The organism is Nesterenkonia cremea, from assembly GCF_014642675.1.
In the GTDB taxonomy this organism is placed as follows: domain Bacteria; phylum Actinomycetota; class Actinomycetes; order Actinomycetales; family Micrococcaceae; genus Nesterenkonia; species Nesterenkonia cremea.
Genome location: NZ_BMIS01000002.1, coordinates 118,616 through 130,897, shown reverse-complemented (window position 1 = coordinate 130,897; position 12,282 = coordinate 118,616). Strand labels below are relative to the sequence as shown.

General features: G+C 68.0%; 10 protein-coding genes. 2 read left to right on the top strand and 8 right to left on the bottom strand.

The window, feature by feature from the left end; translation table 11 throughout:
- Positions 1-19 precede the first annotated feature (19 nt).
- From IEW85_RS02860 to dinB, 6 genes are all read right to left on the bottom strand, one after another.
- On the bottom strand, positions 20-1,810 hold the full coding sequence (locus tag IEW85_RS02860; protein ID WP_188682629.1) for a peptidoglycan D,D-transpeptidase FtsI family protein: 1,791 nt from the start codon (positions 1,808-1,810) through the stop codon (positions 20-22).
- 25 nt (positions 1,811-1,835) lie between these two features.
- On the bottom strand, positions 1,836-2,510 hold the full coding sequence (gene ftsL / locus IEW85_RS02855) for a cell division protein FtsL (RefSeq protein WP_188682628.1): 675 nt from the start codon (positions 2,508-2,510) through the stop codon (positions 1,836-1,838).
- Positions 2,507-3,514 carry a 16S rRNA (cytosine(1402)-N(4))-methyltransferase RsmH gene (rsmH, locus tag IEW85_RS02850; protein ID WP_188682627.1) on the bottom strand — a complete coding sequence of 336 codons (1,008 nt, stop codon included), beginning with the start codon at positions 3,512-3,514 and terminating at the stop codon, positions 2,507-2,509. The genes ftsL and rsmH overlap by 4 nt, the downstream gene beginning before the upstream one ends.
- 144 nt (positions 3,515-3,658) lie before the next feature.
- Positions 3,659-4,090: a division/cell wall cluster transcriptional repressor MraZ gene (gene mraZ, locus IEW85_RS02845; RefSeq protein WP_188682626.1), complete on the bottom strand. Its 432-nt coding sequence runs from the start codon at positions 4,088-4,090 to the stop codon at positions 3,659-3,661.
- Positions 4,091-4,535: 445 nt separating this feature from the next.
- A complete protein-coding gene (locus tag IEW85_RS02840; RefSeq protein ID WP_188682625.1) occupies positions 4,536-4,943 on the bottom strand; it encodes an SCO2097 family morphological protein in 408 nt (135 codons plus the stop codon).
- Positions 4,944-5,024: 81 nt separating this feature from the next.
- On the bottom strand, positions 5,025-6,239 hold the full coding sequence (dinB, locus tag IEW85_RS02835; RefSeq protein ID WP_188682624.1) for a DNA polymerase IV: 1,215 nt from the start codon (positions 6,237-6,239) through the stop codon (positions 5,025-5,027).
- A 22-nt stretch (positions 6,240-6,261) separates the two neighbouring features.
- Between dinB and IEW85_RS02830 the strand changes: the two genes are divergently transcribed.
- Together IEW85_RS02830 and IEW85_RS02825 are read left to right on the top strand one after the other, a co-directional pair.
- The gene (locus IEW85_RS02830; protein ID WP_188682623.1) at positions 6,262-7,356 is read left to right on the top strand and encodes a polyprenyl synthetase family protein; all 1,095 of its coding nucleotides are present in this window, start codon (positions 6,262-6,264) and stop codon (positions 7,354-7,356) included.
- Between the two features lie 18 nt (positions 7,357-7,374).
- Complete coding sequence (locus IEW85_RS02825) at positions 7,375-8,922, top strand: protein kinase domain-containing protein (protein ID WP_188682622.1); 1,548 nt, start codon at positions 7,375-7,377, stop codon at positions 8,920-8,922.
- A 54-nt stretch (positions 8,923-8,976) separates the two neighbouring features.
- Here the strand turns inward: IEW85_RS02825 and IEW85_RS02820 are convergent, their stop codons facing one another.
- Both IEW85_RS02820 and IEW85_RS02815 read right to left on the bottom strand, forming a co-directional pair.
- Positions 8,977-10,347, bottom strand: coding sequence for a class II 3-deoxy-7-phosphoheptulonate synthase (locus tag IEW85_RS02820; protein WP_188682952.1), 1,371 nt, complete (start codon positions 10,345-10,347; stop codon positions 8,977-8,979).
- A gap of 78 nt (positions 10,348-10,425) precedes the next feature.
- Positions 10,426-12,255: an AMP-dependent synthetase/ligase gene (locus IEW85_RS02815; RefSeq protein WP_188682621.1), complete on the bottom strand. Its 1,830-nt coding sequence runs from the start codon at positions 12,253-12,255 to the stop codon at positions 10,426-10,428.
- Positions 12,256-12,282: the final 27 nt, after the last annotated feature.

Here is a 12,282-nt window from a genome sequence, read left to right as displayed (position 1 = left end):
GGGCTGAGTCAGCTCCGGGTCACCAGGAGTAGTCCTGATTATCCCCGACGAAGCCGTCGTAGCTCTCATCCTCGGCACCGCTGGGCGGCACGTTGTAGGTGCTCAGCGTGTGGCTCATGATCTGTTGGAAGGTGTCGGCCACCTCCCAGTCGCCCCACTCGCCCTGCGGACGGTGCACAGCCACCGAGACAAGATACTGCGGATCGTCCAGCGGCGCGACGCCGACGAAGGACATCGTGTAGCCGTCGAAGCCTCCGGCCTCACCGGCGGCCTCCGCCGAACCGGTCTTGCCGCCCACGCGGTAGCCCTCGATGGCGGCCTCCGGCGCGCTGCCGTACTCCACCACGCCCTCGAGCATCCGCATCATCTCCTCCGATGTCTCCGAGGAGAAGATCCGGTCGGGCTCCTCGGTCTCATAGGGGGCGACGTTTCCCTCTGAGTCCACATAGGAGTCCACCACGCTCAGCGGGACGTGGACGCCGTCGTTGGCCAGCGCCTGGTACTGCTGGACGGTGTGCAGGACGGTGCTGGTGTAGCCCTGGCCGAACTGGGTGCTCAGCGGCTGGCGGCGATCCCACTCGTCCGGGGCCCGCAGGATGGATTCGCCCTCGATGCCCAGGCCGATGTCGATGGGCTCGCCCAGGCCGACGTCGCGCATGTACTCATACCGGGTCTGTTCATCCAGCTCGTTGCCGATCATGACCGTGCCGGTGTTGTAGGAGCGGGCGAAGATGCCGGCGGCGGTCATCTCGTAATCCTCGTGGGGCCGGGCGTCCTGGATGGTCTCGCCGTCCACGGTGTACTCGTCCGGGACGGTGAACTCATCGGTGGGGCTCAGCGCACCCTCCTCCAACGCGGCGGCGAAGGTCACCGCCTTGCCGCTGGAGCCAGGCTCGAAGTCCTGGGTCAGGGCCAGCGGACGGCGGAAGAGCTCATCGGCCTCCCCCGGGTCCGAGGGGTCCACGGTCTCTGAGTCGGCCATGGCCAGGATCTCGCCGCTCTGCAGGTCCACCACGGTGGCATTGCCCCACTGGGCGTTGTACTGGTTGGTCTTCTGGGCGATGGCCTCCTGAGCGAACCACTGGAGGTCCTGGTCGATGGTCAGTTGGACGTCCTGACCGTGCTCGGCAGGGATCTCCTCATAGGTGGCGGTGGGGATCCGCACGCCGCTGGCGCCGATCTCATACATGCGTTCGCCGTCCTGACCGGCCAGAACGTCGTCGTGGACGCTCTCCACGCCTTCCAGCGGGCCGTCGGAGCCCATGAAGCCCAGGATGCTGCCGGCGACCGGGCCGGAGGGGTAGCTGCGCTGGGGCACCTGCTCGGAGTAGAGGCCTGGGATGCCGACCTCCAGGGCGCGCTCCTCCTCCTCGGGGGTCACCGATGCGGCCACCACGGTGTAGTGGGAGTCGCCGGTCATGTCCTCGGCCAGCGCCTCGGGATCCTCATCCACGATCTCGGCTAGCTCATCGATGGCGGATTCGATGGAGACGGTGGTCATCAGACCGGTGTCCTCGTCGCGCTCCCGGAAGTCATCCACCAGGCGCTGATCCACCACGAGGTCGTAGCGGTCCACGGAGGTGGCCATGACGCGTCCCTGGGTGTCGAGGATGTCGCCGCGCTCGGCGGGGACGGGGACGCTGCGCAGGCGCTCGGAGACGGCGGCCTGCGCGTGGCCGGAGGTGTCGAGGCCCTGGACGTGGAAGAGCCGAAGCCCCATGACCAGCAGGACCACAGCCATGAAGGCCAGTGCGATCCTCATCCGCTGGGACATCATGGTCGTGCTGCGGGCCGCGGAGGCTGCTCCCATGGGTGCGTCTCCCCCTTATCGGGCGCTAGTTCAGACCGGGGGCCGGGATGGTCCCTCCGTTGAGGTCCTCCGCGGACTGTTCTGTGCCGCCCGAGGCCTCCTCCCCATTGTGCCCGCCGACGGGGCCCTCCAGAGTGTCCAACGCGCCGGAGCCGAGCATTCCCGACGGCGCACCGGCCACCTCATCGGCCACATCCACCGGGGCGGCGGCCTCGTCACCGGGCTGCACGGGAGCGGAGACGAAGCTCGAGGGCCGGTCCGAGGAGTCAGCGGCAGGCGCCTCACCTGCGACGGCACCGCTGGCCAGGTCGAAGGAGCCGGCGGAGGCCGGCATGACCATGCCCAGGGAGACGGCGTTGTCGGAGAGCGACTGCGGCGACTGGCGGTGCTGGACCTGCTGGGCCAGCGCCTGGTTCTGCTGGCTGAGCGAGGTGTAGTGGTTCTGCAGCTCCACGACCTGATACTGGGTGCTGGAGACGTGGATGTTCACCGCCAAGACGATGCCCAGCGCAGCGGCCAGCAGTCCGATGATGCCGGCGAGCAGTCCCCTCTGACGCTCCTTGACCTTGGGGAGGGCCCGCAGCACAGGCTTGGCCGAGCGGAGGCTCTCCTGGTGCTCGAGCGGCGCGGAGTCCAGCTTCCGGGCGGTGTTGCCCCGGACAGCCCGCAGTGCGTCATCTGCACGTGCTTCTGCGCTCATCGCTCGCTCCTCATGGCCGTTCTGATCTTCTCAACTGATCTGCATTTCGCAGAGGCGGCTCGCGGGTTGGCCGCGATCTCCTGCTCTTCGGGGCCCTCAGCGCCGCGGGTGACGGCGCGGTAGGTGGGCTTATGCTCCTCCAGCTCCACCGGCAGACCGGCCGGAGCCGAGGAGGTGGTCCGTGCGGCGAAGGCCCGCTTGGTGATCCGGTCCTCCAGGGAGTGGTAGCTGAGCACCACGGCCCGTCCGCCGAGGTCCAGGGCGTCCAACGCGTGGGGCAGAGCCTCGGAGAGCACCTCCAGCTCACGGTTCACCGCGATCCGCAGCGCCTGGAAGGTGCGTTTGGCGGGGTGGCCTCCGGTGCGCTTGGCCACCGCAGGCACGGCCTGGTCGATGACCTGAGCCAGGTCCTGGGTGGTGGTGAAGGGCGTGACGCGCTGCCGGGCCACGACGGCCCTGGCGATTCGGCCGGCCGAGCGGTCCTCTCCGTACTCACGGATGATCCCGCGCAGCTCCTGCTCATCGACTCGAGCCAGGAGCTCGGCCACCGACTCGTCCGGGGAGTCCTCGGAAGAGTCCATACGCATGTCCAGCGGAGCGTCATAGGAGTAAGCGAAGCCGCGCTCGGCCTCATCCAGCTGCAGGGAGGAGACGCCCAAGTCGAAGAGGACACCGGCGAGCTGCTGCCCGGGCTGCAGATGCTCCTCGGCAACCTCGTCCACACGGTCATAGACCGTGCGGACTCCGCGAAACCGGCTGCCGAAGGAGATCAGCCTCTCCCCCGCCATCTCCAGGGCCTGGGGGTCTCGGTCCAGTCCGATGACCTGGAGGTCATCGCTGGAGCGCAGCAGGGCCTCCGAGTGGCCGCCCATGCCGAGGGTGGCATCGATGACCACGGGGATCGAGCCCTGAGCGCGGATGCTCTCCGCCCCGGCGACGAGCAGCCCGACGCAGCGGTCAAGCATCACCGGAACATGCCGGTCAGCCGCTGCGCGCTCTGCCATGTCGCCTCCACTCGTCCTGCTCTGACGTGAATCCTTGGACCAGCTCCCCATCCGCTCCGCAGTCACCTGACATCGGGGAAGAGACGTCAGGGAACGTGCCGGGCGGCGGGAGAACTCATCCAAGGCCTCCAGCACCGTCTGCTCCTAGAAGAGTCCGGGGATGGCTTCCTCGTCGGTGGACGAGAACTCCGACTCCTTCTCCTCCAAGTAGGCGTTCCATGCCGCGGTGTCCCAGATCTCTGCGCGGTCACCCGCGCCGATCACTGTGACCTCGCGATCGAGGCCCGCGTATTCCCTCAGCCCGGGAGGGATGGTGACCCTCCCCTGCTTATCGGGGACCTCGTCCGAGGCTCCCGAGAGGAACACGCGGATGTAGTCGCGTGCCTGGCGTGAGGTCAGAGGGGCCTGGCGCATCTGGCGGTGCACGTTCTGAAACTCTTCAGCACTGAACACGTAGATGCAGCGCTCCTGCCCGCGGGTGAGGACCAGACCCTCGGCCAGCTCCTCGCGGTACTTCGCGGGAAGGATCAGACGTCCTTTGTCGTCCATCCGAGGCGTGTAGGTGCCGAGGAACACGGCAACCACCACCTCACATGTCCGAGTAGGGACACCCTCATCTCTCTTGCATCCCCCACTTTACCCCACTTTCCCCCACACGCAATGCTGCACAGGGGTTGTACGGGGTGCTTCTTCGATGAACAGCCTCTGCCAGCCCGCCTGTGACCAGGGAAAACAGGTGTGCGGGCGCGTGGTGGTGGAGGGTGGAGGGATTTTCACGCCAGGCGCGTCCCGAGCACACAAAAAGCCGCCCAGAGCCCCGTTCCGACGGGGATGGACGGCCTCAGTGGTGGGAAGTGGAGGAGGTGGTGGGAAGTGGAGGAGGTGGGGTGCCGTGGTGATTGTGGAGCGGGGTGGAAGGAGAGGCGCGCAGCGGAGACCGTGGTGGACGGTGGAGGTCCCTGAGACGACGAGGACCCCTCTCCGCATCGGAGAGGGGTCCTCGTTCAGAAGTCTGGTGGAGTCAGTCTTGGCGGCGGCGCTCTTCCCAACGCTGCTCCAGGCCGCTCATGAAGGAGCCCGAGGGGCTCGGAGTGGAGGAGCGTGGGCCTCCGCCACCTCCGCCGCCGTTGCCTCCGGAGTCTCCGTCAGCAGAGGAGCCGCTGCCCGAGGGGCCTCCGGTGGTGGCGAAGTAGACGCCCAGACCCATGATCAGGAAACCGATCACACCCAACCAGATCCACTGGTTGGAGATGCCGAAGATCAGGACTCCGATGCCGCCCACGGCGACCAGCAGGCCGAGCACCAGGTTGCGGACATTGAGCTTCCCCGCAGGTGCTTCCTGCATCGAGCTGGCGAAGCTGGGGTCCTCCGACTGAAGCTGTTCCTCCAGCTCCTTGAGCATGCGCTGCTCGCGCTCCGACAGTGGCATCGTGAGGCTCCTCGCGGTCTCGGCTTCGGCGGTCAACCGGCCCTGCGGAGCTGCTCCACAGAACTGGTTGTACCTGGGAGATCATTCTATCTCAGGGCGAGGCTCCCGGGAAAGCAGAGATGCCGGAGCTACTGAGGCCCCCGGGAACCGGCGTGCCACAGCGTCCACTGCATTCTCCGCATCCACCCAGTTGGTCTCAGCCCGATCGAAGCTCAGCTGCAGGGCGCCGACGTGGTGCTGGAGCCGCTCGGCGCGCACTCCGATCAGCCGCACCGGCTGCGGCCGCTCCCCCATCTTCTCCAGCAGAGACACCGCCGTGGAGTACAGGGTGAGCCCCGAATGGGTGGGGTGAGGCAGCGTGGCGCTGCGGGTGTGGGTCTCGAAGTCCCGGTAGCGCAGCTTCAGCGCCACCCCCTGGGCCGTCATGGCGGAGGCGCGCAGTCTCCCAGCCACCTTATGGCTGAGCCGCAGCAGCTCCTCGCGCAGCACCTTCTCCTCCGCGATGTCCTCGGCGAAGGTCTCCTCCGCCCCGATGCTCTTCTCGGCCCGCTCGGTCTCAACCTCGCGGTCGTCCTCTCCCCAGGCCAGCCGGTGCAGCTGCTCGCCGTGGACGCCGAAGCGGCGGCGCAGGGAGTCCGCCGGAGTATGGGCCAGCTGCTCCACCGTGGAGATGCCCAGACCTTCCAGGGCTGCGGCGGTCTTGCCGCCCACTCCCCACAGCGCCCGCACCGGCAGCGTGTGCAGGAACTCCACCCGGCGCGGCGGAGGAACCAGCAGCAGTCCGTCCGGCTTGGCCCGAGTGGAGGCGATCTTGGCGATGAACTTCCGGTCCGCGATGCCCACGGTGACCGGCAGACCGAACTGTTCGCGGATGTCGCTCCGGATCATCCGGCCGATCTGCTCGGGGCTGCCCAGCCGGCGTCGGGCGCCGGTGAGGTCCAGGAAGGCCTCATCCACGCTCAGCTGCTCCACGCGGTCGGTGATCGTGGCGAAGTAGGCCATGATCTGCGCCGAGATCTCCCGGTAGCGGTGCATGGTCGGCTCCAGCACCAGGGCATGAGGGCTCAGCTGGCGGGCGCGGGAGAGCGGCATGGCGGAACGCACCCCGTCCGCACGGGCCTGATAGGAGGCGGAGAGGACCACGGAGCGGCCGGAGTCCTGGGCCACGATGATCTTGCGGCCGCGCAGCTCCGGGCGGCGCAGCAGCTCCACCTCCACGTAGTAGGCGTCCATATCCGCATGTGCCAGCACACGGGAGCCGCCCGCGCCACCGGGTGAAGCCGGATCAGAAGCCATGTCTCCAGGGTACGGTGGTGCGGTGACATTCTCGCGTGACGCTTTCATCGACCAGGTCAACCGCCGCTGCGCCGCCTTCCTCGAAGAGCGTCGCGCGGAGGTCTCCGCCATCTCCCCCGACGGTGCCCCGCTGGTCGATGCGCTCAGCGAGCTGACCCGCGGCGGCAAGAAGCTGCGCCCGGTGCTTGGGTGGATCGGCTGGCGAGGCGCCGGGGGTGACCCGGCGGCCGGAGCCGAGGAGCTCGGCGTCGCGCTGGAGCTCTTCCAGGCGGCCGCCCTCGTGCATGACGATGTGATCGACCGCTCCTCCACCCGGCGCGGTCAGCCCAGCTCCCATATCCGCTTCGAGGAGCTCCACCGCAGCGAGGAGTTCAGCGGCGACGCTGCGCATTTCGGCACCAGCGGCGCCATCCTCTCCGGAGACCTCGCCCTGGCGTGGGCCGGCGAGGCCTATGCCCAGGCCGAGCTGGCCTACGGGGCCGCCGCGCGCAGCGGAAACACCGCCCGGGAGACCTTCCAGCGCATGCACACCAGTGTGATCACCGGCCAGTACCTCGATGTGCTGGCCGAGGTGGGCCACCCCGCCCCCACTGAGGAGGAAGCGGTGGCGCGGGCCCGCGGCGTGCTGCGCTATAAGGCCGCGAAGTACTCCACCGAGTACCCGGTGGTGCTCGGCTGCGCTCTGGCCGGCGGCTCCCAGGACCTCACCGATGCCTTCGCCGCCGCGGCCCTGCCGGTGGGCGAGGCCTTCCAACTGCGCGATGACATCCTGGGTATCTTCGGGGATCCCGAGACCACGGGCAAGCCGGTAGGCGATGATCTGCGCGAGGGCAAGCGCACCGAGCTGATCGCCTACGGCCTGTTCCGCTCCCCTGCCGAGGAGTCTGCGGAGCTGACTGCGATGCTCGGCGATCCGAACCTCACCGAGGCGCAGGTGGACCGAGCCCGCGAGATCCTCGTCTCCTCCGGGGCGCTGGACGAAGTGGAGCGCAGCATCGAGGCGCTCACCGAGCAGAGCCGCAGCGCCGAGGAGGCGCTGCGCGCAGCCGGTGTGGCCGAGGATGTCCTGGAGGAGTTCGCGCAGGTCCGCGAGCGGCTCGTCCATCGCCGCCGGTAGGTCCGATACCCTGGGCGGGTGAGCACCGAACAGCCCTCCTCCGGCGAGCAGGAGACCGAATCGATGGACCCCTGGATGGGGTCTGAGATCGATGGACGCTATGTGATCGAGGATCGTGTGGCCCGCGGCGGCATGTCCACGGTGTACGTGGCCCAGGACCGCCGGCTGGGCCGCCGTGTGGCGCTCAAGGTGCTCTTCCCGCATATGGCCGAGGACCGCAAGGTCGTCGACCGCTTCGAGCAGGAGGCACGGAACTCGGCGCTGATCTCCCACCCCCATGTGGTCCAGGTGCTCGACCAGGGCCAGACCCGCGAGACCGCCTATCTGGTGATGGAGTACGTCCCCGGGGCCACGCTGCGCACGCTGCTGAAGAAGGGGCCGATGACGCCCCGGCTGGCGCTGACCTACCTCGAGGCGATCCTGGGCGGTCTGGGCGCGGCCCACCGCGCCGGGCTGGTGCACCGCGACATCAAACCGGAGAACGTCCTGGTCTCCCGCGACGGCAGCATCAAGCTGGCCGACTTCGGCCTGGCACGTGCGGCCACCCACCATTCGGGGACCTCCACGCTGATGGGAACCGTCGCCTATATCTCCCCCGAGCTGCTCTCCGGCGAGGGTGCCGATGAGCGCGCGGACATCTATGCCACCGGCATCCTGCTCTACGAGATGCTCACCGGGGTCCAGCCCTATACGGGCGACTCACCCGTCCGTGTGGCCTTCCAGCACGTGAACTCCACCGTCCCGGAGCCTTCGAAGTATGCTCCCGGACTGGACCAGGCGCTGGATGAGCTGGTCACCACCGCCACACAGCCCAAGATGGTCGGACGGCCCAAGAATGCCGATGAGCTCCTGGCCCTGCTGCGCGAGACCCGCGAGGAGCTCACCGATGAGCAGCTGGACTTCGACGGCGCGCTGCGCAAGCACCAGCGCCTCCACGGGGGTCCCGCCGAGGATTCCGGCACCGAGGGTGCGGCTGCTGCCGGCACCGCCGTCCTCGGCTCGGCCGCAGCGGGTGCGGCGGCCGAGCCGGCTGCGCCCGAACCTTCGTCGAAGCCCTCGAACGTCGATGAGATCGTGGGCGCAGAGCGGGATGGCCCGCTGCCGGAGGACTTCCCCACCCGGGATGAGCCTGAGAGCTGGGACGACGACGTCGACGCCGCGCTGGACCACACCCAGCCGGCGGGCGGCTGGCCCACTCTGGCCGAGCAGGACCGCCAGACCGTGGCCGAGGTCCCCACGATGAGCTATGCCCCTCCGGAGGCCTCCTATACTCCGCAGGCACAGGAGGAGACCACACAGTTCTCGGCTGTGGGCCGCGGCCAGGGAGGATCCAGTCCACTCAGCGCAGAGGCCGCGGAGCAGTCAGCCCGCCGGGAGCGGCAGCATCGGCGCCCGGAGAGCAAGAAGGACCGCCAGCGTCCGACGGTCCATCTGGAGTCCCCGACGCCGACGCGCGCCTGGCTCACTGTGGCGATCGTGATGATCGTGGGATCGGTGGTGACCCTGCTGGCATGGTTCCTGGGGCTGAGCCCGGCCATCATCCCCAGCCTGGGAGGCCCCCAGTAGCGGGAGCCTCCCAGTAGCGGGAGCCTCCCAGTTGCGGGGAGGATCATCAGCTGGTCACTTGACCGGTTTGAGCGCCTCGGCCACGAGGAAGGCCATCTCGAGCGACTGCTTGTGGTTCAGGCGCGGGTCCACCAGGGTCTCGTAGCGCTCGTCGAAGGCGTTCTCGTCGATCTCATCGGAGCCGCCCAGGCACTCGGCCACATCGTCGCCGGTCATCTCCACGTGCAGACCGCCCGGGTAGGTCCCGGCCGCCTGGTGGACCTCGAAGAAGCCGCGGACCTCGTCCATGACGTCGTCGAAGCGGCGGGTCTTGTAGCCGTTCTTCGCGGTGATGGTGTTGCCGTGCATGGGGTCGGTGACCCAGACGACCTTCGCGCCCGAGTCCCGCACGGTCTCCACCAGGGCGGGGAGCTTCTCGCGGATGTTGGCAGCGCCCATGCGGGAGATGAAGGTCAGTCGGCCGGGCTCCCGGTTGGGATCCAGCTTCTCGATGATCTCCAGGACGGTCTCCGCGGTGGTGTTGGGGCCCAGCTTCACGCCCACCGGGTTCTGGACCCGGGAGAGGTAGTCCATGTGGGCGCCGTCGAGCTCACGGGTGCGCTCCCCGATCCACACGAAGTGGCCAGAGGTCACGTAGGGTTGGCCGGTGCGGGAGTCGATACGGGTCAGAGCCCGCTCGTAGTCCAGCAGCAGCGCCTCGTGGGCGGAGTAGAACTCGGTGCGCTTCAGGCCCTCGAAGTCGGCGCCGCAGGCTTCCATGAATCGCACGGCGCGGTCGATCTCACCGGCGATCTGCTCGTATTTGGCATGCGCCGGGTTCTCCATGAAGCCCTTGTTCCACTGCTGGACGGCGCGCAGATCTGCGAAGCCGCCCTCGGTGAAGGCACGGATGAGGTTCAGCGTGGAGGCTGACTTGTTGTAGGCCTCCACCATCCGTTTGGGATCCGGGATCCGGGACTCCTCGGTGAAGTCGTAGCCGTTGACGATCTCCCCGCGGAAGGCCGGCAGGGTCACATCGCCGCGGGTCTCCATATCCGAGGAGCGCGGCTTGGCGTACTGGCCGGCCATGCGGCCCATCTTCACCACCGGCAGGGAGGCGCCGTAGGTCAGCACCACGGCCATCTGCAGGATGGTCTTGACCCGGGCGCTGATCTTATCGGCGGTGACGCCGTCGAAGGTCTCGGCGCAGTCGCCGCCCTGCAGCAGGAAGGCCTCACCGTTGGCCACCTTGGCCAGACGGCGCTTGAGCTTGTCCACCTCGCCGGCGAAGACCAGCGGCGGATTGGAGGACAGCTGCTCGTAGGAGGAGTCGAAGTCGGGGTGGCCACGCCAGTCCGGCTGCTGCTTCAGCGGCAGGTTCCGCCACTCGTCCAAGCCGGGATAGTCGGCGGCACCGGTGTGCAGGATCTCTCCGGGTGCGGTCAACAGGGCGTCGCTACGGGGCTCTGGCGTAGTAGTCACCGCACTAGCGTAAAGCGCGGTGTGAGCCTGTGCCTAATAGGCTCATCCGCGCGCCGCGGCGGCATCCCGGTAGAGAGCCTCAACCTGCTCGGCGTAGTCGTCCATGACGGCCGGCCGCTTGATCTTCAGCGAGGGGGTCAGATGGCCCGACTCGATGGTGAAGTCCTTCTCCAGCAGGCGGAAGTCACGGATGGACTCGGCCCGGCTGACGCTCTGGTTGGCCTTGTCGATCACCGACTGGATGTGGTCGATGACGCGTTGGTCCTCGATGAGCTCAGGCATGGGGGTGTCCTGGGCGATCCCCTGACGCTCCAGCCACTGGGGCAGGGTCTCCGGGTCCAGGGTGAGCAGAGCGGCCACGAAGGGCCGGTTGTCTCCCACCACGACCACCTGGGAGACGATGGCGTCGGCGCGGATCTGATCCTCCAGCTGTGCCGGGGAGACGTTCTTGCCCGCGGCGGTCACCAGGATCTCCTTCTTGCGGCCGGTGATGGTCAGATAGCCCTGCTCGTCCAGGCCGCCGATGTCTCCGGTGCGGAACCATCTCTGGCCGTCGAGCTCCACGAAGGATTCCGCGTTCTCCTCCGGGCGGTTGCGGTAGCCCGGGAACACACAGACACCGCGGCCGAGGATCTCGCCGTCCTCGGCGATCCGCACGGCGTTGCCGGGCAGCGGCAGACCCACGGTGCCGATCTTCAGCTGCTCCGGGGTGTTCACCGTGATGGGTGCGGTGGTCTCGGTCAGGCCGTAACCCTCGAGGATGGTGACCCCGATGCCGTGGAAGAAGTGGCCCAGGCGCGCCCCCAGCGGCGATCCGCCGGAGACGGCGTGGGCCACCTGTCCGCCCATCCGGGCGTGGAGCTTGGAGTAGACCAGCTTGGAGAACACAGCGTGCTTGAGCTTCAGACCGAAGGGCACCTTGCCGGCCTGGCTGGCCTTGGACCAGGCGATGGCCGTATCCGCGGCCTTCTCGAAGATGCTTCCCTTCCCCTCGCCCTGGGCCTTCATGAGGGCGGCGTTGTAGATCTTCTCGAAGACCCTGGGCACCGCCAGCAGGAAGGTGGGGCGGAAGGTCCCGAGGTCGTCCACCAGGTCCTTGATGTCCGAGGTGTGGCCCACGCGGGATCCGGCGGCCACGGCCAGCACGGAGATGAACCGTGCGAAGACGTGGGCCAGCGGGATGAACATGACCGTGGAGGCCTGCTTATGGACCACATGCCCGATGATCTGCAGGGTCTGCAGGCTCAGCTCAGCGAAGTTGCCGTGGGTCAGCTCGCAGCCCTTGGGCCGGCCGGTGGTCCCAGAGGTGTAGATGATGGTGGCGACGTCGGAGAGCCCGGCGGCGGTGCGGCGGGTCTCGATCTCCTCATCGCCGATCTCCTGGCCGGCCGCGCGCAGCTCGTCCAGGTCCTCACCCTCGATCTGGAAGATGTGGCGGACGCCTTCGAGCTTCTCCTGACTGATGGCGCGGTCCACCACGCGCTCATGCTCAGAACGCTCGGCGAAGACCACGCTCACCCCGGCGTCCTCCAGAATCCAGGCCACCTGAGAGGGCGAAGAGGTCTCGTAGATCGGAACAGTCACGGCCCCGGAGTACCAGATCGCAAAGTCCAGCAGAGTCCACTCATAGCGGGTGGCCGCCATGATGCCGACCCGGTCTCCGGTCCGGACACCTTCGGCGACCAGGCCCTTGGCCAGGGCTATGACATCGGCGCGGAACTCCGCGGCCGAGATGTCGGTCCACTCCCCCGGGCTCAGCTGACGACCGAAGAGGATGTTCTCGGGATCCGCATCAGCCTGACGCTCCAAAAGGTCAGTGATGTTCAGCTCCGCAGGGACGTCGATGACTGCCGGGACGGTGTTCTCTTTCACGTTCACTGCTCCTTGCGTGTTCTGCGG

Bases quoted from the DNA above. Each gene is read 5' to 3' on its own strand.
- IEW85_RS02860 (WP_188682629.1), bottom strand. From the start codon at position 1,810: ATGGGAGCAGCCTCCGCGGCCCGCAGCACGACCATGATGTCCCAGCGG.
- ftsL (WP_188682628.1), bottom strand. From the start codon at position 2,510: ATGAGCGCAGAAGCACGTGCAGATGACGCACTGCGGGCTGTCCGGGGC.
- rsmH (WP_188682627.1), bottom strand. From the start codon at position 3,514: ATGGCAGAGCGCGCAGCGGCTGACCGGCATGTTCCGGTGATGCTTGAC.
- IEW85_RS02840 (WP_188682625.1), bottom strand. From the start codon at position 4,943: ATGCCACTGTCGGAGCGCGAGCAGCGCATGCTCAAGGAGCTGGAGGAA.
- dinB (WP_188682624.1), bottom strand. From the start codon at position 6,239: ATGGCTTCTGATCCGGCTTCACCCGGTGGCGCGGGCGGCTCCCGTGTG.